Here is a 21,987-nt window from a genome sequence, read left to right as displayed (position 1 = left end):
AACAGTAAGTTATTGGGTGCTACACAGCCGACAATAGTTATATAGGTTAGATCGCAGAGTGATTTTTTGAGTCAGCTTCATTCGAGTGTTAAGTTAAGCGAAACAGGAAGAGTGACTGAGTAAGATTCTATAAAAAACCAGCATATATATGCTGGTTTTTTTGGTTTAGAAGAAACACTATCTTAGTAGTTGCACACCACCAAGAGCTACACCTGGGTTCTTCCCTTTACTATCCAGATTTTCTACTTCATATACCCATTTTAGGGTCGTGGTATCGTCTGGTAAATCAACTTGGTGAATACCGTAGCGGCCTACCTTAGTGCCTCTAGGTACACTGACTGAAGAAGAACCGATAGAAGGTAAGCTAGACCACTGATTCCCTGATTTTGCTAACGCGCCATCAATAATATTGTCACCAACGCTATATGCCTTCCATACTTCAGTGCCATTCGCGAATAATTTAAGCGTACCTTTTGGTACGTCTTGAGCACCAGTCCAGCCTTTTCCAATAACAGCGGCTCTAAAACGAATGGCCTTCCAGCTTTGTCCGCTTTCAGCTGTAACTGACACTTCAGGCTTTTTATCTTCACCACCAAGGTAGAGGTGACCTTCCCAGTTAGTGATATCGGCAGGGTTTTGTGTCCAACTATGATTAAATTGGTCAGTTGTATTGCCATCATCCCAACCAAACAGACAATCCCCATTCTTAGTGACTGTACATTGAGGGTAATTAGCACCAGAGTTTGCTTCAGCATAACTGAAAGATAAGTTCTGAATACCCGTTTTGAGTGAGTTACGAACAGACCATACTTTTCCGGTTTTACCATCAAAATCAATGCGCCAATATAAAACATCGCTTGCTGGGTCTAGATTGACAGTGTGCGAACCTGAAGCAGCAGAACTAGCACCTGATTGAACTTCTAACCAAGTGCTATTATCTGTACTGGTATACACTTTGTAAGCACTTGATTTAGATACTTTCCAAGTGAGCTTATGGTTACCCTTGAATGGGAACGATTGTCCATTATATGGTCGCGGTGTATACGCATACTTTAAGCTATCATTAGCAAGCGCCACCATGTCACCATCAGACAAAGCAAATGAGCGCATCTCGATATTATCAACCAAGATATTACCTGCTTTTTGCTCAGACTTTATATTAGCTGTAGCATCTTTGCCTGCATCCATCCAAGGCTTAGAAATGATCAACCCTTGGCTTGTGCCCGCAGACAAACGGCTACCCGCCCCCCAAACACCCGCATAACCATCAGCCAACTCCATATCATCGCTTTCTTCTTTACTGCGACTGTAGTTGTTAACTAGCGTAGCTTGCTTTCCATTAACCCAAATAGAAACTTTTTGAGTGGTACGATCAACACGCACTGCGACAGTATTCCATTGACTGAGGTTAAGTGCCTCTTTGGTTGTAACAGACACCTTTCTAAGGTCACTTCCACCCGCATAAGCAGCAAGTTGACGCGAAATCATGAACCACTCTAGTGTTCCTTCGTTCGTTAACTTAAGTTGGAACCCATCAACCCAAATGCCCTTACTAACGAGATCAATTGGATGTTCTAGCTTGACTTTAGGTTTCACTTTGAGTGACAAAGTAAAATCGTCTTCACCGAAATCGAAATCATGTCCGTAGTGGAACTTATACTTATAAGATTCCTGAACATCGTTCTCTAGTAAGTTAGATTTTACTGACTCGTAAGCACCTAGTTTTAGTGTTTTCGAATTCGCGTAACCTTGGTTAACCCAAACTTCAGAAACTTCCTGCTTACTCGACTCTTTTACAACAGCAACTTGTCCTGCCAATCCTGTTTGAGCGTTCACCATCCATAAGTCATCAACAGGTGCGTCTTCAAAATCGAAACGAGCATATAGATCTGGAGTCGTAACCTTGACATGAACAACGTCACGATCGAACAGTTTCTTGCCATCAGTAATGATGTAGTGGAACTCATCCTCACCAATAAAGCCTTTTGGTGCTTTATAGGTGACTTTCCCATTTGTGATACTGAGCTCAGCACCTTGTGCCGAGTATTTATCAACGTTGTGGATAGAAATCTTATCGCCATTAGCATCTACGTCATTTTTCATGACATCTAATGCCGTCGTGCTATCACGTTTTACACTAAAGTGGTCAATTTTAGCCGAAGGAGGCAGAGGGTAATCCGCAGGTCCAACAAGATTTCTTCTTAGACGGTTATTTTTATAAATATTGAAATTGATATCGTCAACGTGCGCTTCACCACCTTGAATTCCGTGGCCTTCAGCAGAAGTACTATGCCCTGTGCCTAAGTAGTGCGCGGTTTCATGCAATACAACGCCATCAGCACCAATGATGTCACCTGGAGAGCGAACAATACTTCCGAAGTTTACACCTAGAATCCAGTTACCTTTCAGCCACAACATTCTATGTTTAAGGTCCCAACCTCGCGTTTTTCTTTGTTCATCCCACCATTTTATAGCAGCGACTCTAATGGGTTCATTCTCGTGTTGGTACCCCCAAGTCTTACAAGCGTCATGAGAAGCGCTTTTTTTACAAGTTTGGTAATGGTCGTCCAGATAGCCCCAAGTTTCTATCAACACATCATTGACAGAGAAACGTAACAAAGCATCTCGACTCAAAACATAATCAACCAAGTTAATGTAGTAGTCGACGAGCACCATCGCATCATCCAAGTTGCTATCCGCTTCTTGAACAAACGCTTGGTAAGAGACATGAACTGCCACTTTTACTTTGTGCAGCTGAACTTGCGTTTTGTCTTTAGCAATTAAGTTATCTAAACCCGATGTTGGTGCACTCGGGTGCTCATCTACGGTTTTAATTGCTTTTTGCATGTTGTCTAAAATTGCAGACTGCGGCGTAACCGAAGCTAAGTTTTGAGCTGTTGCTGTTAGCTTCTTAGCGGAAAGACCGCTTATGATGTCCGCTTTTTCAATTGTCCATACTCTTTGACTACCACGGAACGCTGTCACATAGAGTTTATTTTTACTGGTCAGTGCGGCAATAACTTGCGTATTCTCATCACTGGTATCAACACCACGATAAACACGAATCGCTGGCGTATTAATAGTACTGGATGGTGCATTCCCATTAATACGGTGATCCCAAAGATATACTTTCATATCGGGCTCTCTGATCGAGTAACGATGGAGCTCTAACGTACGCTTTTTACCATTAACCGTAATTGCCACTGAAAGATCTGGGGGTGATGCTTTCGTAGGGTTGTAGACCATAGGTTTATGGCCTTCGTTTTTGCTATCTTTGCACCCACCAGCCATGACTACCGCTAGTACCACAAAACATAGACTCAGTATTTTATTCATTCTATGTGGTTCCCTTATATCGACCAGTCTAAAGATGAATAAAAACCATAGTAATAGCAATGAATTACGTTGAACAAAACAACGCCAACGTACAGTCGTTTCAAATGGAAATGCCGAAAAATCCCTTAAATCAAATTTTCGAAACTGTTAGTTATAAATCGTTTTAATAAATTCTAGGTTTTGAGTTGTATCAACCTTATATGAAAGGTATAAATACTGGAGTTATTATTACCTCCCTCTCAATTGACATGGATGAAGATTATGTTTGAAAAAGTGTTAGCAGCTCCCGCCGATCCTATTCTCGGCCTTACTGAAGAATTTAAAAAAGACTCTCGTGAAGAGAAAATTAACCTTGGTGTTGGCATCTACAAAAATGAAGATGGTCAAACGCCAGTACTTAAAACAGTAAAGAAAGCAGAAGCTGCACTTCTTGAAAACGAAAAAACCAAATCTTACCTAACGATTGAAGGTACCGCTGAATACGGTCTAGCGGTTCAGAAACTGCTTTTCGGTTCAGATGCAGAGATCGTAACGTCTCAACGCGCTAAAACAGCACAAGCTCCAGGTGGTACAGGTGCACTTCGCGTAGCGGGTGAATTCATCAAGCGCCAACTGGGTGACGTGAAAATCTGGATCAGTAACCCAACTTGGGCTAACCACAACGGCGTTTTCGCTGCTGCCGGTATCGAAACCGCTCAATACAGCTACTACAACGCTGAAACCAAAGACAAAGACTTCGCAGGCATGGTTGCTGACCTAGAGAAAGCTTCTGAAGGCGACATCGTTCTTCTTCACGGCTGCTGTCATAACCCAACAGGCATCGACCCAACAACTGAAGAGTGGGAAGTACTTGCTAAGCTAGTTGCTGAGAAGAAACTGCTTCCTCTATTCGATTTTGCCTACCAAGGTTTTGCTAAAGGTGTTGAAGAAGATGCAGCTGGCCTGCGCATTTTTGCTCAATACAGCAAAGAGATTCTTGTTGCTAGCTCGTTCTCTAAGAACTTCGGCTTGTACAACGAGCGTGTGGGTGCATTCACTCTGGTTGCAGAATCTGCAGACGTAGCAACAACAGCGTTCTCTCAAGTTAAGAGCATCATCCGCTCTATCTACTCTAACCCACCAGCGCACGGCAGTGCTGTCGTTACTCACATCCTTGGTGATGCTGATCTACGTGCTGAATGGGAAGCAGAAGTAGCAGAAATGCGTGACCGTATCCAAGAGATGCGCGAGCTATTCGTAACGACACTGAAATCTGAAGGTGTTGATGCAGACTTCACATTCATCGAGCGCCAAAACGGCATGTTCTCTTTCTCTGGTTTAAGCAAAGAGCAAGTAACTCGCCTGAAAGACGAATTCGCTATCTACATTGTCGGTTCTGGCCGTATCAGCGTAGCGGGCATGACGAAGTCAAATATGGGTCCTCTATGTAAAGGTATCGCTGCGGTTCTTTAATCGAAAAAGAAACCTGCACTTGCAGACCAATAGATATGCAAAAGCCAGCTATTAAGCTGGCTTTTTTGTGTCTGTCTCCTTTATATGTCAGTTTTTAAGACGCTTAGTCTATATATCGCTAACTAATACTCTAGGAAGAACTCTACACCTAGCTCGTTAGTGCGTTCACTACGAATCTTACCTTCGCCATTTCTGTGTTGATAAGAGCCACCAATCGCAAACTTGTTGGTCACGAGATAACGTAAACCCACGTGGTAAATTTCTTCATCAAACAAGTCACTTCGGTTCACTTGCACACTACCGTTAGCAATCCAACGTTTCGCAAAGCCATAGTTGAGTTCGGCTTTTATCCCTTGGATAAACTCCGTGTCTGACGAGCGAGTAATGTTAGTTCCATTATCTTCGACTTCCCCCTTAGTAATACCAAGCAGGTAGTAAGCCACTATATCTAGATCTCGCTTAATACTGTAACGGTACCCAATGCCCGGCATAAGGGTATCCATTCGAGTTGTTGATTCATCTGGGTGAATGAAACGAGCACTGTAGTCACCCAACAATAGCCAATCATCCGATATCGCATAGCTGATACCTAATCCATAAGATGATGCATTGTTATTGCTGCCTGCATCTTCATTCAAACTTCCCGAATGAGCGGTGGCGTATATATGGTCATAATCAAGAATATCCACACGGTGAGTTTCGGCCCACGAACTTGAAGAAAACATAAAAATTGCAGACACTAAACTAAGTTTCCACTTCGGCATTCCTATCATCCTTTAACTGTCACCCTATTATTTGAAAGATTAGTCTATCCCTAAGACTTTAAAAAGGTTTTAGCTCACAGATTGATTTGTGACGGCAAAATATTATCAAATGTTGTACCATGAAATCATACAAACCAATGGATGATCATTATGGATGCTGAGTTATTAGAGATTCAAAACTTTCTGGCACAATACCCCCCTTTCACAGAACTCCCAGAGGAGATGTTGGCGAAAGTGACCAGTAGCGTCGAAATTTCTTATTACCGCCAAGATACCCCTATCATTCACTTTGGTGATCAGATTAACGACCTTTACATTGTTCGAAGCGGCGAAGTAGAAGTCTATCGTCGTAAAGGTGAGCTCTATAACCGGCTGGATGAGGGACACTTATTTGGCCAAATGGGGCTACTCACCAACAATAAAGTTCGCTTCCCGGTAAAAGCAACAGAAGACACCCTACTCTACTGTATCCCTGAACCTATTTTCCAAGAACTCTACGACAACTATGATTCATTCGCTGACTTTGTCGAAGTAGAAGATAATGCGCGACTGCGTCAGGCTAACTCAGACAGCAACGACGCTAACGATCTAACCACGTCAAAGGTAAAGACGCTGCTGACTAGCGAAGCGCCAATGATCGAAAAAACACGAACCATCCAACAAGCTGCTACCATGATGGCACAAGATAATGTTTCATCTTTGCTGATCATCGACCCGGATATTGTTGAAGATGATGAAGACGATTCGACGCCCGTTATTGGCATCATTACCGACCGTGATCTGTGTACCCGAGTTTTAGCAGAAGGACTCGATCCATCGGATGAAGTATCAAGTGTAATGACAGCAGAGGTTATCTCGCTCGATCATAATGCCTATGTCTACGAAGCCATGATGACCATGCTTCGCTACAACGTGCATCACCTACCAGTACTAAAAGATAAGAAGCCTATTGGTATTATTGAAGCGACCGATATTGTACGTTACGAATCTCAAAACTCGCTGTTATTGGTAAGCAGCATCTTCCAACAGCAAAGCATCGAAGATCTTAAAGTCCTTTCTGAGCAAGTAAAAGACAGCTTTGTGCGCTTGGTTAACGAAGACGCCAACGCCCACATGGTGGGTACCGCAATGTCGGTAATTGGCCGTAGCTTTAAACAACGAATTATTGAACTAGCCGAAGATAAACTCGGTAAAGCGCCGATCCCTTATTGTTTCCTCGCGCTCGGCTCGATGGGGCGTGATGAGCAGCTGCTCGTTACTGACCAAGATAACGCCATTATTCTTGATGATACCTACGATGAGAAAAAGCACGGTAAGTACTTTGAAGAGCTGTCGACCTTCATTTGTGATGGCTTAGACCAATGTGGCTATGTGTACTGTACCGGTGACATCATGGCCACTAACCCAACTTGGCGTATGACACGTCGACAATGGGAAGAATGCTTCGCTGATTGGATTGATGATCCAAACCCGAAAGCACTACTGAACGCCTCTATCTTCTTTGATTTAGATGGTGTTTATGGCCGCTTAAAATGGGCAGAACAGTTAAATAGTTTTATTGTAAGACGTGCGCGTAAGAACAACCGTTTCTTGGCGTGTCTTGCTCGTAACGCACTCAACCGAACACCGCCTCTGGGTTTCTTTAAAGATTTCGTAATGGAGAAAGATGGTCGTCATAACAACTCGATCAATCTTAAACGTCGTGGTACCGCACCACTTGCCGATCTAATCCGTGTTCACTCTTTAGCAGTCGCATCTCGCTCTAAGAACTCATTCGAACGTTTAGATGACATTATCGACGCAGGTATTTTGCCAAAAGGTCGAGCTCAAGACTTGAAAGATGCGATGGAATTTATCTCCTTAGTTCGTATTCGCCACCAAGCACACGATGTCGACAACAACATCGAACCGGATAACAACATCGAACCAGAGAACCTTTCTGACTTCGAGCGACGTAATCTAAAGGATGCATTCCAAATATTAAGCAATGCACAGAACTTTCTTAAGTTCCGTTATCAAGCCAGCAATAAGTTTAAGTAGGCGCTATGAACAAACTATTCAGATCCCCAGCGGTTGATTGGCCATTTAAGTTTGCTCAGAAGCTCGAACGAGCGAGAGATGAACGCTTGAAGCAATTTTATAGCCAGCCTCTTCCTGCACCTGATACGCCATTATCAGAAGTGACTTTCTTAGCTGTCGACTTTGAGACAACGGGTTTAAACCCAAACAAAGATGGCATCATTACCATTGGTCTAGTTCCGTTTACGCTAAATCGAATCTACCTAAGACAAGCCAAGCACTGGACCCTGAGACCAAAGCAGAAATTGGAAGAAGACTCGGTTGTTATCCATGGCATCACTCACAACGACATCATTGATGCGCCAGACTTAAGTGAAGTATTAGATGAGATCTTAGAATCAATGGGCGGCCATATCCCAGTCGTTCATTATCGCCGCATCGAGCGTGATTTCTTGGATAACGCGTTGAAGGTCAGATTAGGTGAAGGAATTGAGTTTCCAATCCTCGACACGCTCGAGATTGAATCTCAAATCCAAAACAAACTGGCCGGCGGTCTATGGAATAAGCTAAAAGGTAAGAAGCCTGCGTCAGTAAGGCTTGGTCAGAGCCGTCGTAGATACCACTTGCCTGACTATACTCCGCATCATGCGTTAACTGATGCGATTGCGACAGCGGAGCTTCTACAAGCACAGATTGCGCACCATTTTAGCCCTGATATGCCTGTTAAAGATTTCTGGTTATAGCTAGATAAACTAGTCGCTGTTAGTTACTGACTAATAGTTAATAGTGCACACTTCAAAATTAAAAACGCTCACATCATCTAGATTGTGAGCATTTTTCTTTTTCGCATGATTTTTTTTTGCGCCTGAAGAGAAAGTCTACTCGGCTGTCGGGCCAACCAATCTCATTTCCCAATCTTCAACTTCGCCAGTTTCAAGTCGACGTTCTACAAGCGTGCCCCAAGATTCCACTAAAGGCAGCTCCGCCAATTCTCTAAGCTCTTGTTTATCCAAACAACCCGTGAACACCGCACCCATAACCCGGCTTAACGGCCATTCTGGGTAAGGTCTTTCACACAGGATAATCTCGTCGCCGGAGCCGATATCACCCTCTTCCAAAACACGGAAGTACCAGCCAGTTCGAAGGGTGTCTTGTAGCCTTTTCGCCATATCATTTTGATCGAATCGTACATTGAGCTTCCAACAAGGCATACGACCTTGTGAAACTTCCAGCAAGGTTGAACCAATTCGAATCTTATCTTTTAAACAAATGGAAGCTTCAGTCACCCCACTTGAACTTATGTTCTCACCAAATGCACCTTCAGATTGGAAGATTGCTTTGTCGCCCAACTCCTCCTGCCAAATTAAGTAGTGCTCGCTTGGGTAGATATGAAGGGCTTTCTGAATACCACCATGAAAGCGAGGGTCGCCTTGCTCATCGTTAATAAATCCAAGCTCAGTGGTGTATTGGCGCTCAGATAAAACCTGCTTATTGATAGCACTCTGTGTACCGTGAGCAAAAGCAACAACCTTACCGCCCAAAACACTGTTTACTGTACCTAACTTCTTCATACCCTTCCTTTTCAGCAAGTAAAAAAAGAGAAGCTTTCGCTCCTCTTATTGTGAAATACGCCTTAATTAAGCGTATTTCTCTTCAAAGTCTTTCATGAAGCTGACTAATACTTGCACGCCTTCCAGAGACATCGCGTTGTAAAGTGATGCTCGCATCCCACCTACCGCTCTATGGCCTTTTAGTGATTTCAGACCAGCAGCATCAGCCAACTCTAAAAACTTAGCATCTAGCTCTGGTTTCGCTAATTGGAATGGCACGTTCATTCTTGAACGGTTTGCTGTATGAACATCGTTTTTGTAGAAAGCAGAATCGTCAATCGCGTTGTAAAGTAGCGCTGCTTTTTCTTGGTTAACACGTTCCATAGCCTCTACACCACCTTGAGCTTTCAACCACTTGAATACAAGGCCTGATAGGTACCAAGCGTACGTTGGCGGTGTGTTGAACATTGAGTCTTTTTCAGCAAGTACTTTGTAGTTAAGAATACTCGGCAATACGTCGTTTGCTAGCTCTAGCAGATCATCACGCACGATAGCAATGCAGATACCCGCAGGGCCTATATTCTTTTGAGCACCAGCGTAGATAACACCATACTGAGACACATCGATCTTACGAGACAGAATGTTAGATGACATATCCGCTACGATTGGCTTATCCGTTTGAGGAAGCTCACTGATTTCAATACCATCGATGGTCTCATTTGGACAGAAATGTACATACGCCGCTTCCGGGTCGATTTTCCAATCTTTAGCTGGAACAACCGCTGCTTTGCCATCAATTGACGTCTTGGCATTGAATACATCGATTTCGCAATATTTGCTCGCTTCAGTCACTGCACTTTCAGCCCAGTAACCCGCATCAATGTAAGTCGCTTTCGTCGCGTTACCTAGAAGGTTTAGAGGAACAGCAGCGAATTGAGCACGAGCGCCCCCCTGACAGAAAAGAACTTTGTAGTTGTCTGGGATGTTCAGAAGATCACGTAAGTCCTGCTCGGACTCGTCTGCAACTTGAATAAATTCCTTGCTGCGATGGCTGATTTCCATCACGGAAGTCCCTAAACCATTCCAATCAATAAAGTCCGCTTGCGCTTGTTTCATTACCGGTTTAGGCAGTGCCGCTGGGCCAGCACTGAAGTTGAATACGTTATCTAATGTAAGTTCCATGGGGATGATTGCTCCTGCTAAATAATAACTATGCAAGTAATACCATGTTTTACCCAACATAAAAACAACAAAAGAGGTCTTAAGACCTCTTTTGTTTTGTACCGTATAAAATGTTTAAGCTTAACCTGCTAAATCACCCTATCAGTATTCAGCCTTGTTCTGTTTATTGAACAAAAACCGGCATAAGTAGAGCAATTAATGGAATTTCTTGGCCATTTTCGAACACTAGGTTTCCATTTTCAACGTCAGCACGGATTTCATAACCACTTTCTGTTTCTTTGATCATTTCCATCACAAGCAATTCATCAATACCTTCACGGATGAATGGGTACTCTTCAACAAGCTCATTTGAGAAGCTAGAGTGAACGTTACCCTTTAATGCAGGTACAATCATCGAAGGATTACTGCTGATGTTTTCGGTTCCTTCCGGTACGCTCACTAACCACTTAGATTCGAATTGACCCTTACCTAGATCTAACGACATATTGTTCATTGAAAGGTCGAAGCCTTTAGCAAACAGGATATCGATAAATGGAATGATCTCGGCAACGTCTTCTTGCGTCATTACTGGATTAGATTGGTAAATCTCAAAGATTTTCTCAAACGATTCGCTATCCAATTTCGACATTTCGAAATCGACGTTTAGGTTGTTCAACTGGCCTTCACTGGTCTCGATGTTTGCGATATCCAGCTTAAGGTTGCTGCGCAGACGCTTAGTCGCTTCATCTAGATGTGATTCAAAATCGTACTTAGAGTTTTCAATGGTCATGAAAGGCTGCATTGCAGAGTCTGTAACCAAGAAGCTATCGATAGTAAAATTCTGAGAACCTAACCAGTAGCCTTTCGCTTGTTGGCCTGAACCTACACCTTTTAGGTTTGACAGTGTTACCTCTTCACCGGTTTCAAAATCAATTTGAACTGAAGGGATTGAAAGCTCGTAATCAACTTGCCCTAAAACAGTCGCATGGCCAGACAGATTCGATTTCGTGATCGATACCGACGTACCATTCTCATCAGAACCTTGATGATTGAACTGGCTTAACTCGAAGTTAAAGTCAGTGTTGCCGTTTAGCTCAGTGCTAGTCGTCAGAGTTAAAGGCAGAATATCGGTATTCTCAAACGTCGACAGTGCATTTAGGCTCACCAAACCATGGCTAACCGCACTATTGATGACAAACTCACTCGGCAGCCCATCAATCGCAAGTTGCTCTTTCAGGTTTTCATCGGTCACAGTTAGGCGAGTAGTTACGTTAGAAGACAGGTAACCTCTATCGTACTCCACGATCTCCGCTTGAATGCTTGAATTGTTAAGCTTTGCAACACCATCGGTAATGGCATTTTGTCCAATTTGTCCAACCGCTAGCGGCCAACAAAGTGCCAATGAGATTGCTCCACCAATTGCACCAATTTTTCTTAACTGTTCCATGAGTTCTCTTTCTACACTAGTCTGTTTTTTTCAGTCTAACCCATCAGTAGCAAACAAGAAACATTGAGTTAAATCAGTCTATTGCTCGATACTTCGATTGCCTCAATAAATTAACGGCTAGCTCTCATCCTTATTCAGCGGTTCTTGCTAGGCTAGAAGCGTCGCTACTAATAAGGTTGAGCTGTGAATCAATACGCTGTTATCTGTTTAGATAATAATCCGGTTAGCATTGAAAGAATACGTTCGGAGCTGGCTCCGTTGGCCTCTGTATTCGATATTTATACTGCCGAGAACATAGAAGACGCACATCACGCATTAGAAGATATCCATGATCACAATCAAACCGTTGCTTTAGTGATCACTCATCATCATTCGGAATTTAATGGCGTGCAATTTCTGATTGAACTGGAACAGCTGCCCCATAGTAATACCGCAAGAACGATATTAGTCAGCGCTTCGTCAGACATTCAATCCATTCTAACCGCTGTGAATGAAGGCAGGCTCAACCACTGTTTAACCAAACCGGTTCAAGATCAGGTTCTGTTCAAGTCTGCACAGAAAGAGCTGACTTCTTTTGTTATCGAGTACGACCCAGAAAACCTTTTGTCTTACAGTGATGCGTTGGATCAACAACGTTTACTAAGAGCACACATCGAGCAAAAGATTCATTCGTTCCAATCTGGCTTCATTCACGATTACCACCAGCTTTCTGACAATGCCCTTGCTGAGCGTGTCGTCAGTGCTCTGCAGGATGTCTTTTCAAAAGATGATAAAACCAAGGCCATTCGTGATTATTCACCAGAGCATCTGCTGACGGTTGAGGGCGAAGATAATCGCTTTCTTTGGTTAATTATTGAAGGTGAAGCGGCGCTCTATAAAAAAGATGAACTGGGGCAGCAACGCGAAGTTGTGCGTCACTCTAAGGGCAATATTGTCGGAGGGATGTCATTCGTGACGGGTGAGCCTTCGTTTTCTACTGCGATTACTCTGACTCAGACCCAAGTCATCAAACTGGATAAAGATAGCTTTGCTCAGGTGATGCATTCAAACAACACCCTGCTACCGCTATTTACCAATCTACTGCTCCGTCACTTTAACCGACGCTTACAAAGAAGCATCAACAATAAGATCCAGCTTCAGCAAACGCTAGAATCGTTGGAATCTGCACATCAACAATTGATAGAGAAAGAGAAAATGGCGATGCTTGGGCAACTTGTCGCGGGTGTCGCACATGAGTTAAATAACCCGATTGCAGCGATCTTGCGAAGTATTGAAACCTTGTCTGAACATCTCGATCAAATACTCGAGAACTCGGCACTCCCAGAATCCAATAAAGGGACGGATGTATTAGCACATTCAAAAATGGCTAAACCACTATCAACAGCTCAAGAAAGACAACTTGTAAAGCACCTCACCTCTACTATCGATGACCGCGCGCTAGCTAAAAAAGCCGTAAGACTGAACCTGAGCCAAGACTCGGCGGTTTTAAATACCTTAAAAGACTCCCCTGTCGCAGGCAAAGAGCTGCTCAATGACTTAGAGCATTACCACTATGTTGGAAACTCTATCCGCTCAATTCAAGTTTGCAGCAAACGTATTGCCGATATGGTCAAAAGCCTAAAAAGCTATGCCCGAGAAGATGAAGAGGTCCGCCACTACACAGATATCCACGAAGGGCTTGAAGATACCTTAGTGATCTTTGAAAACAGGCTCAAACATCACCAACTTGAAAAACACTACGACACCGACTTGCCGCTTCTATTGTGCCAGTCGCTCTCGCTGCAACAAGTGTGGACCAACCTTCTCTCTAATGCACTTGATGCTCTTTCAGAGCGAGGCAAAGTCTCTATCACCACGTCTCAAGAAACTAAAGGTGACGACACGTTTCTTGTAGTGCAAATATCGGACACTGGACACGGTATCGCCAAAGAAGACATCAACACTATTTTCAACCCAAACTTCACGACCAAAAAAGAAGGCAACTTCGGTTTAGGGATTGGGTTATCCATTTCTCAACAAATCGTTTCGGCTCATCAAGGTTTTATTTTGGTGGAGTCTGAGGTAGGCAGCCATACACACATGCAAGTGTGGCTTCCATTCAAACAAGAAGGAGCACCTCATGAATAAGTACCTAATTTTATGTGTCGATGATGAGCCAGAGGTTCTCAACAGTGTCCTTCAAGATTTAGCACCATTTGAAGACAATTTTATTGTTGAAGGAGCCGAATCGGTCGATGAAGCTAAGCAAGTGATTAAAGAAATGGGACAGGAAGGTATTAAACTCGCCTTAATCTTGTGTGACCACATCATGCCTGACAAAACGGGTATCGATTTTCTTATCGAACTTAACCAGCACGACTCTACAAAGCCAACACGCAAGCTGCTGCTCACCGGGCAAGCTGGGCTAGAAGATACCGTCACAGCAATTAACAACGCGGCGCTTGATTTTTATATTTCAAAACCTTGGCAAGGCGATCAACTTAGAGACACGATTACTCAACAACTGACAGACTATGTCATTGCAAACGACAAGCAGTTGTTAAACTGGACTTCCATTTTAGATACTGAGCGAATACTGACATCAATGTCGGACAAGCGAACTAGTTTCGGTGAATAGCGATAGGTTGGTAAATAGAGATTGTTTACTGAATAGTGATTAGATGATGAATAGCGATTTAATCGCTATTGCACTTTTAACACGAAGTGCATTTTGAATAACAGTGAGTAAATTAAGTGTATCTAATAGTTATCAATAACGAGTGAATGGATACTAGATTTTGTCAAATAGTCCTAAAACATGAGATCTCTGTAACAGAGCAGTACTTTACTTGCTTATTTTTTAGCTAAATGACAAATGAATAGCATTTTTATGGGTTACTTTTCCGCGAGTTAGATTAAACTGTCTCAATGTTTATGGTTTGGCTGTTTTTTATCAAACCAAAGGGATCAACACTAATAAAGGTTTACGGTCGTTATGCGCAAAATTCTACTTACTACCGCTATGCTATTGGCTTCTAGCCAAGCACTAGCTGTCGATGGACAACCAAATGAACAAGCACAAGTAATGAGCAACTTTAGCTACGATTACTTTGACGCTCGTATCGGTGCGAGCCCAATTACATTTGGTGGTGCATTCAGTAAGTCAATCCACCCGAATGCTCACGCAGTAGCGCGTATCGATTCAGAATTTGAAGGCGATTACGACTCTGCTGTAGGTCTTGGTTTCCACGCTCCAATTAACAACTGGGCAGATCTAACGGGTGAAATGCTAGCTCGTATAGTTCAACCAGCTGCGAAAAGCTCTCCTGATGTTGGTATGGAATTCAACGTTGGTGTTCGTCAATGGCTTGGCCCACAACTAGAAGTTGGCGGTAAAGGCGGTTACGTTTCTATCGATGATAAAGATGATTGGATCGGCTCTGCTTACGTGCGTTTCCACTCTACAGAACTATTCTCTCTAGGTGCAGAAGTTCGTATCAATGATTTCTACGGTGATCAGTTAATGTTCACGACTCGTTTCAAGCTTTAAGTAAAACGAGAAAGCTCTTAATAAGGGCTTAGCCTTTAAAACGGGCTAGATAGAAACAAAAAAACCGAGGAAATCCCTCGGTTTTTATATATAAAAAGTAATCTTATGCATATACAGGCGATATCTTTAGTGGCAGCTCTTTAATAATTGCTGCTTGCGTGGCTCTTGTAATAGTTTCCAGTGAATACCATCAATTGCACCCGCAAACTTCCAAAGTAATTTTAGGTCAACATCGTTTCCGTACGCTTCGCGAACCTTATTAAACACTTCAGATGCACCCAACTGCATAAACATTGAAACATCATCTACTCCAGCCTTTTTAACCATGCGTTCTAACGTCAGTTGCATGTTAGGCAAGTCCCTTAATCTACGGCTAGCAGATGATTTTTTGAAGCTACGCTGCTGAATTGAATTATCGATTGAAGTACGAATAATACTATCCAATTCAGGATGCTCAGACGTAAAGAGATCCGTGATGTCGTAGTAATTCACGGTCGCTGTCGTCTGCTTTTTTACGTGACGATACTTTTCACAATCAAGCCCCGTCAGCTTTTTATCTAATAACTTCCCACCTCGAATGAATACACAATCTTCACTCAACAAAGCGAACATAGCGTCATTTTGAAAGAGGCCAATACCTCCAAACATAGAGCGCTTTTGATGTTCACCAAATTGATTCACGTAATTAATAAATGCTGTCTCGGTCATATCCGTTGATCCTTAATCAAATTACCCCGATTAGGTTGATCGCCAGACAAGCAGCTTTTTATGCGAAAAATTTTAAATCTATTTAATGTTTAGGTGAATATTATGGTTTCGTTTGTCACCTTTGAAATAAATGATACTTCGAAAAGAAAAATAAGTCAGGGCGCAGCTCACATCAATCAGTTGAATATCCTTGTTTTTAATGATTTACATCACATTAAACTATCAAATCACGCCAAGAATTTAATTCTTAATGATACCCCCGTTCAAGTTATCAAAGCTGATGTGGTTCGATGAGTATTGCCTCGCAGCATCGCGGCTTGTAAAATGGTACGACATACATGTTCTTACTCTTAATATGAATCATTTATCATTTTTCTGGCTACCACAAAATAAAGCTCTTCTCCTTAAGGGCCTAGAATCCGAGTTTGCCCAACTTGTTGGACATTCCATCTCAGCGGGAAAAATAACTCTTCCTCCGATTCCTGAGGTTGTACTTAAAATTCAAAAGCTTTGTACTCTTGAACCAACAGGCGTCGCCGAAGTTGCCGAGTGCTTACTTGAAGACCCAGGGCTGACAGCAATCGTGATCAGAGTTGCTAACTCAGTTGTCTTCAACAGACGCAATATTACTTGTGTCGATGTTATGACGGCCGTATCGCGTCTTGGTATATTGAGAGTGCGTGACATTGTCACGGCCCAGGCTATTGAACAACTTAAACATTCCGTCAATTTGAATAAAGAGTGCAACGAGCTATTGGTTCAGAGCGCTTCTGTATCAAAAGAACTCGCCGCAACTATGGTGTTAGTCACTAACCTATTTAAAGAACTATCCCCTACCGAATACCGTTATCTAGAGCATGAAAAGTCACTACTTGTTGGGTTACTTGCAGACATCGGCTTGTTCTGTTTGGTTAGTGAATATCACCTCTACCTAGACAACGGGAACTATTTAGATCACGACATCGCACTGCAAATATTCCAAGGCCAATGTTCAGCAACCAGTAAGTTGGTCCTTAGACGCTGGGGTTTCGACAGCGACTTTATCGATGTGTGCAGCAACACCATTAGTAATCACGAAGAGCGCGAGGTGTCTTACCTTGATATTGCGCGAATAGCTAACCACCTACTGATGTTTAGAAACAAGGATGAGAACATTGATGAGCACGAAGTAGAACTAAACGTGACAGGAGCGGAAGTACTTTATAAATTAAGCAACTTGAGCAAACAGGATTTTAATGCAAAGCTAAGTGACGTGATCAATACTAGCGGCTTCTAAGTTACTGTTAAATTGCTAGTAAATGCAATATGAAGTCAATGCAATGGGGAAAGCATGTTTACAGGGATGATCTTTATATTTGCGCCACTCGTCGTGGGGTATCTTTTTTCAATTTCGAACGCTCAGACGCTAGAATTTATCAACCGCTCTACTTCGCGGTTGATCTACGTGATTCTCGCGTTAATGGGACTTAGCTTAGCCGCACTCGATAACCTAGGCAGTAACCTGCAGACAATTCTTCTATACACGGCCACTTTCTTCGTCTGCTTAAGCGTTTGTAATCTAATGGCGCTACCTGCTATTGATAAGTTACTGCCACTCCAGACAGACAGCTGTAATAAGAAACTCCCCCTGTCTTCTATGGCGATGGAGTCTGCCAAACTCATCTTAGTGGTCGGTTCCGGCCTTATTGCGGGTTTAGTTCTGCCTATTGGACTTAATTGGGTTGATACCGCGAGTGAATGGATTCTGTTTGTTCTACTGTTCTTTATTGGCATTCAGTTACGCAATAGCGGACTAACACTTCGTCAAATCTTACTCAACAAGCACGGTATGGTAATCGCAATCGCAATCATCGCCACCTCAATGCTTGGTGGTATTATTGCGGCTTATATCCTTGATATCCCTCTGTTCAAAGCCTTGGCAATGTCTTCAGGGTTTGGTTGGTATTCTTTAGCTGGTATCTTGATGGGCGACGCCTTTGGTCCTGTTTATGGCGGCGCTTCTTTCATGCTTGAGCTGTTAAGAGAGTTAGTTGCTTTGGTACTTATTCCTGTGCTGATCCGGAGCTACCCATGCACATCGATTGGTTATGCAGGCGCAACAGCGATGGATTTCACATTACCTGTCATTCAAACCACAGGTGGCGTTCGGTGCGTGCCAGTCGCCATAGTCAGTGGCTTTATCCTCAGCTTGCTTGTCCCGATTTTGATGTTGTTCTTTGTATCTCTTGCTAACTAGATCGCAGGAATAGCGTTTGTTTTAGATTAGAATGCAACTCGAATACCGATGCCCAAGACACCGATACAGTTACCGAAATAAAAAGACACTAAGTGTCATTGCTCAACAAATAATGATCACGGTAATCTGTAACGACAACGTTATAAAAAGAATAAACTTACAAAAGGAACCGCTATGAAACGCCTTTGCGTCGCATTACTGCTAGCTTCAACTTCGACTTTCTCTTTTGCAGCAGATTCAATGTCTGAGACAAATCAGTGCCAAGCAAAAAAATATGATGCGTACATCGACGCCTCTTTAGGTTGGTATGCTGACCTCGCTACATTAACTTCTGAGCAATACCCAGAATTGACAGAAGTAAGCGAGTGGTTCCTAGAAGGTCGTAAGCACCACTTCGAGCTTAATCGCGCTGCGGTAAACTACTACCTTGTGAACGATTCAAGCAAAGTGGCAACAGAGCAACCGGTAGAAGGCTGGCTGCAACTGGAACAACACGACATTAAGACGTTATCAACACGTGATGATGAACTTGGTAGAATTGCGAAAACAACGTTCGACGACCGCCAATCAACACCTCACGCTCAAAACTACGAGCTACGTTCCGCCTTTGCTGAGCTGCTTAGTCACCCTAAGCAAATCGATACAGCACTGCAGCGTTACAACCAGTCGATCGCCAAACTAGAAGCGATCAAGTGTAAATAACCCTTAATTTACTATGCTTTTATGGGAAGTTGGATTTCATAATTAAGACGGGACATTGTTCCCGTTTTCGTTTAGATTATCCCGCTCGCGTCAATATAAGAAAAATAACTCGCTTGCTATGGTTACGGAACAAAAAACAGCAGATGTTAGCTTTGACAGTCTTCTACGTATCTTTACAGTACCAGAAGGCCCAGACTCAACACTCACTCAAATCGAAGACAAACTTTCACGAAACCTGAATCAATTCTTACGTGAACACATTGTGGCTGAAGAAAAGCCATTACGTGAGATTGAGAAAGATTTTTCGAATGCTCATATCCCAGAGCAGCCTGAGTTTGTTTCAGAACATACCGAGCATCTCCTCGATTCTCTTGTATCTCATTCTGTACATACGTCGTCGCCAAGTTTTATTGGTCACATGACGTCTGCGCTACCCTATTTCCTGATGCCGCTGTCTAAAATCATGATTGCGCTAAATCAGAATCTAGTAAAAATCGAGACCTCAAAAGCTTTCACTCCCTTAGAACGTCAAGTTCTGGGTATGTTACATCGCCTGATTTATCAGGATAGCGACCAGTTTTATTCTCGCTGGATGCACAGTGCCAACCACTCTTTAGGAGCGTTTTGTTCTGGCGGTACCATCGCGAATATTACTGCGCTTTGGGTTGCTCGTAACAATGCGCTAAAAGCACAAGGTTCGTTCAAAGGTGTGGAAAAAGAAGGCTTATTTAAAGCCATGAAGCACTACGGCTACGAAGGCCTTGCTATCTTGGTTTCTGAACGTGGTCACTACTCTCTGAAAAAAGCAGCGGATGTCCTTGGTATTGGTCAAGAAGGTCTAGTGTCTGTTAAAACAGATAACGACAACCGCATTTGTACGGACGACCTAAGACTCAAGATTGAACAGCTCAAGCAGAATAAGATAAAGCCTTTCGCTGTCATTGGTGTGGCTGGTACAACCGAAACCGGTAATATCGACCCTCTAAGAGACATTGCAGAAGTGTGTGCTGAATCCGATTGTCATTTCCATGTTGATGCCGCTTGGGGCGGTGCGACTCTAATGTCGAACAACCATCGTCACCTACTTGATGGTATTGAATTGGCTGATTCAGTTACGATTGATGCACATAAACAGCTTTATATCCCTATGGGTGCTGGCATGGTTTTGTTTAAGAAGCCAGATGCGATGACCGCAATCGAACATCACGCTCAATACATCCTTCGCAAAGGCTCAAAAGACTTAGGTAGCCATACGTTAGAAGGCTCTCGTTCAGGTATGGCAATGTTAGTCTACGCCTCAATGCACATCATCAGTCGCCCTGGGTATGAACTGCTAATCGACCAGAGCATCAATAAAGCGCGCTACTTTGCTGACCTGATTAAAGATCAAAACGACTTCGAACTGGTTTCAGAGCCTGAGCTTTGCCTACTGACCTATCGCTATGTGCCTGAATCAGTCAAAGCAGCACTACTCAAGGCTAAAGCACCAGAGCGTGTTGAACTGAATGAGCTACTGAATGAACTGACCAAGTTTATTCAGAAGAAGCAACGTGAAACGGGCAAGTCTTTCGTATCGCGAACGCGCTTAAACCCCGAAATATGGGCGCATCAGCCAATCATCGTTTTCCGTGTAGTATTAGCAAATCCACTGACGGGCAACGATATTCTCTCTTCAGTGCTTGAAGAACAGCGTGAAATCTCTAAACTAGCACCCAATTTGATGAGTAAAATCACCAAATTGGTTAAGCTAATCAACGCCTAGCCATTCAATTTTAGTTACATCAAATTGAAAATTTCTTTCTTTTTGATGTAACTTAGCTGTCAGTTCATACTCAATTTGCATTCTTTTTGCTCTAATCCTCTTCCAATTCTGTAGTTTTCTAAAATTTTGTTGAGGTTTGTCATATTCTTAAGCATTGATGCCGTGTTTTTGTATTAGTGAATAGTATCTTGGGTTTATACTGACTCTATGGTGCTAGTTAGCTTGATATCTATTTGATACAGTAGAATTTACAATACCGAATATAAGTTTGGTTTTGTATTTTCTTATATTTGTTTCAGCCATACCCCTGGTAAAAGATATTAACTAGCAAGTTGTTCTCTATACCCTTGTGAACACTATGAATACATTAGAAAAAATACAAAAAAACCTGGAAAATTTCAGCAAGTCTGAGCGTAAGGTAGCCGAAGTAATCATGGCTTCCCCTCAAACTGCAATTCATTCTAGCATTGCTACCTTAGCTAAAATGGCTGACGTGAGTGAGCCTACAGTTAACCGCTTCTGTCGTCGTTTAGACACAAAGGGCTTCCCTGACTTTAAACTTCACCTAGCTCAAAGCTTGGCGAACGGTACACCTTACGTGAACCGTAATGTTGAAGAAGATGACGGCCCAGATGCTTACACGCATAAGATTTTTGAATCAACTATGGCTTGTCTAGATGTTGCTAAAAACAGTTTAGACGCGATGCAAGTAAACCGAGCGGTTGACTTACTGACTCAAGCAAAACGCATTTCGTTCTTCGGACTGGGTGCCTCTTCTGCTGTAGCCAAAGATGCTCAAAACAAATTCATTCGTTTCAATATCCCAATCACTTGTTTCGAAGACATCGTGATGCAACGCATGAGCTGCATTAACTGCAGTGATAACGATGTTATTGTTCTGATCTCTCACACTGGCCGCACTAAAAGCCAAGTAGAGATTGCGAACTTAGCTCGTGAAAACGGCGCGACAGTTATCGCTATCACAGCAAAAGACTCTCCGCTAGATAAAGCGAGTTCTCTGTCTATCTCATTGGATGTACCGGAAGACACTGACGTTTACATGCCAATGGCAAGTCGTGTTGTTCAGATGACGGTTATCGATGTGTTAGCAACAGGCTTTACGCTTCGTCGTGGTTCTGGCTTCCGAGAGAACCTGAAACGAGTAAAAGAGTCACTTCGTGATTCACGTTACGAAAAGTACTCTCAGTTCTAATCTGTTAAGATGTGAGCTTAAGAATTCAATTGAAAAACGGAGCCTAGAGCTCCGTTTTTATTTGTCTGTTTAAATGGGTTTGTGCTGTGATTGATTATACTGTGTCTG

Annotated in this window: 17 protein-coding genes; 11 read left to right on the top strand and 6 right to left on the bottom strand. The window is 42.8% G+C overall.

Features of this window, described 5'->3' with window-relative positions; translation table 11 throughout:
* Positions 1-177: 177 nt before the first annotated feature.
* The gene (locus AB6E08_RS11950; protein WP_372066375.1) at positions 178-3,336 is read right to left on the bottom strand and encodes an Ig-like domain-containing protein; all 3,159 of its coding nucleotides are present in this window, start codon (positions 3,334-3,336) and stop codon (positions 178-180) included.
* Positions 3,337-3,597: 261 nt separating this feature from the next.
* Here AB6E08_RS11950 and AB6E08_RS11945 point away from each other — a divergent pair, with 261 nt between their 5' ends.
* Positions 3,598-4,788 carry an amino acid aminotransferase gene (locus tag AB6E08_RS11945; protein WP_372066378.1) on the top strand — a complete coding sequence of 397 codons (1,191 nt, stop codon included), beginning with the start codon at positions 3,598-3,600 and terminating at the stop codon, positions 4,786-4,788.
* 122 nt (positions 4,789-4,910) lie between these two features.
* On the opposite strand, the gene AB6E08_RS11940 is transcribed toward AB6E08_RS11945, so the two are convergent.
* Entirely contained in the window at positions 4,911-5,552 is a 642-nt protein-coding gene (locus tag AB6E08_RS11940; protein WP_372066380.1) for a hypothetical protein, read from the bottom strand.
* A gap of 150 nt (positions 5,553-5,702) precedes the next feature.
* Between AB6E08_RS11940 and AB6E08_RS11935 the strand changes: the two genes are divergently transcribed.
* Together AB6E08_RS11935 and AB6E08_RS11930 are read left to right on the top strand one after the other, a co-directional pair.
* Positions 5,703-7,592, top strand: a complete 1,890-nt coding sequence (locus AB6E08_RS11935) for a DUF294 nucleotidyltransferase-like domain-containing protein (protein ID WP_009847053.1) — start codon at positions 5,703-5,705, stop codon at positions 7,590-7,592.
* A gap of 5 nt (positions 7,593-7,597) precedes the next feature.
* The gene (locus AB6E08_RS11930; protein ID WP_372066383.1) at positions 7,598-8,314 is read left to right on the top strand and encodes a 3'-5' exonuclease; all 717 of its coding nucleotides are present in this window, start codon (positions 7,598-7,600) and stop codon (positions 8,312-8,314) included.
* 135 nt (positions 8,315-8,449) lie between these two features.
* On the opposite strand, the gene AB6E08_RS11925 is transcribed toward AB6E08_RS11930, so the two are convergent.
* The 3 genes from AB6E08_RS11925 to AB6E08_RS11915 all read right to left on the bottom strand — a co-directional run bounded on the left by AB6E08_RS11925 (position 8,450) and on the right by AB6E08_RS11915 (position 11,729).
* On the bottom strand, positions 8,450-9,142 hold the full coding sequence (locus AB6E08_RS11925) for an MOSC domain-containing protein (RefSeq protein ID WP_065680233.1): 693 nt from the start codon (positions 9,140-9,142) through the stop codon (positions 8,450-8,452).
* 66 nt (positions 9,143-9,208) lie between these two features.
* Positions 9,209-10,303: a 3-phosphoserine/phosphohydroxythreonine transaminase gene (gene serC / locus AB6E08_RS11920; RefSeq protein ID WP_029222857.1), complete on the bottom strand. Its 1,095-nt coding sequence runs from the start codon at positions 10,301-10,303 to the stop codon at positions 9,209-9,211.
* 163 nt (positions 10,304-10,466) lie between these two features.
* The gene (locus tag AB6E08_RS11915) at positions 10,467-11,729 is read right to left on the bottom strand and encodes a DUF945 family protein (protein ID WP_372066386.1); all 1,263 of its coding nucleotides are present in this window, start codon (positions 11,727-11,729) and stop codon (positions 10,467-10,469) included.
* Positions 11,730-11,912: 183 nt separating this feature from the next.
* On the opposite strand from AB6E08_RS11915, the gene AB6E08_RS11910 reads away from it, so the two are divergent.
* From AB6E08_RS11910 to AB6E08_RS11900, 3 genes are all read left to right on the top strand, one after another.
* Positions 11,913-13,856, top strand: coding sequence for an ATP-binding protein (locus AB6E08_RS11910; protein WP_372066389.1), 1,944 nt, complete (start codon positions 11,913-11,915; stop codon positions 13,854-13,856).
* Positions 13,849-14,346: a response regulator gene (locus AB6E08_RS11905; RefSeq protein WP_135442714.1), complete on the top strand. Its 498-nt coding sequence runs from the start codon at positions 13,849-13,851 to the stop codon at positions 14,344-14,346. The genes AB6E08_RS11910 and AB6E08_RS11905 overlap by 8 nt, the downstream gene beginning before the upstream one ends.
* 357 nt (positions 14,347-14,703) lie before the next feature.
* Complete coding sequence (locus AB6E08_RS11900) at positions 14,704-15,258, top strand: hypothetical protein (protein WP_009847060.1); 555 nt, start codon at positions 14,704-14,706, stop codon at positions 15,256-15,258.
* Positions 15,259-15,384: 126 nt separating this feature from the next.
* On the opposite strand, the gene AB6E08_RS11895 is transcribed toward AB6E08_RS11900, so the two are convergent.
* Positions 15,385-15,966, bottom strand: coding sequence for a TfoX/Sxy family DNA transformation protein (locus AB6E08_RS11895; RefSeq protein WP_009847061.1), 582 nt, complete (start codon positions 15,964-15,966; stop codon positions 15,385-15,387).
* 355 nt (positions 15,967-16,321) lie between these two features.
* Here AB6E08_RS11895 and AB6E08_RS11890 point away from each other — a divergent pair, with 355 nt between their 5' ends.
* From AB6E08_RS11890 to AB6E08_RS11870, 5 genes are all read left to right on the top strand, one after another.
* Positions 16,322-17,242 (top strand): HDOD domain-containing protein, encoded by a 921-nt coding sequence (locus AB6E08_RS11890; RefSeq protein WP_371708196.1) that lies wholly within the window; start codon positions 16,322-16,324, stop codon positions 17,240-17,242.
* Positions 17,243-17,296: 54 nt separating this feature from the next.
* Positions 17,297-18,202 (top strand): lysine exporter LysO family protein, encoded by a 906-nt coding sequence (locus AB6E08_RS11885; protein ID WP_372066394.1) that lies wholly within the window; start codon positions 17,297-17,299, stop codon positions 18,200-18,202.
* A gap of 174 nt (positions 18,203-18,376) precedes the next feature.
* Entirely contained in the window at positions 18,377-18,904 is a 528-nt protein-coding gene (locus AB6E08_RS11880; protein ID WP_009847065.1) for a hypothetical protein, read from the top strand.
* A 118-nt stretch (positions 18,905-19,022) separates the two neighbouring features.
* Positions 19,023-20,666 carry a pyridoxal-dependent aspartate 1-decarboxylase PanP gene (gene panP, locus AB6E08_RS11875; protein WP_017101464.1) on the top strand — a complete coding sequence of 548 codons (1,644 nt, stop codon included), beginning with the start codon at positions 19,023-19,025 and terminating at the stop codon, positions 20,664-20,666.
* Between the two features lie 358 nt (positions 20,667-21,024).
* On the top strand, positions 21,025-21,879 hold the full coding sequence (locus AB6E08_RS11870; RefSeq protein ID WP_004734686.1) for a MurR/RpiR family transcriptional regulator: 855 nt from the start codon (positions 21,025-21,027) through the stop codon (positions 21,877-21,879).
* The last annotated feature ends 108 nt before the right edge of the window (positions 21,880-21,987 follow it).

The organism is Vibrio sp. 10N.247.310.24 (genome assembly GCF_041467175.1).
In the GTDB taxonomy this organism is placed as follows: domain Bacteria; phylum Pseudomonadota; class Gammaproteobacteria; order Enterobacterales; family Vibrionaceae; genus Vibrio; species Vibrio tasmaniensis_A.
Note: the sequence above shows the minus strand (reverse complement) of the source record. Positions and strands in the feature narration are given on the sequence as shown.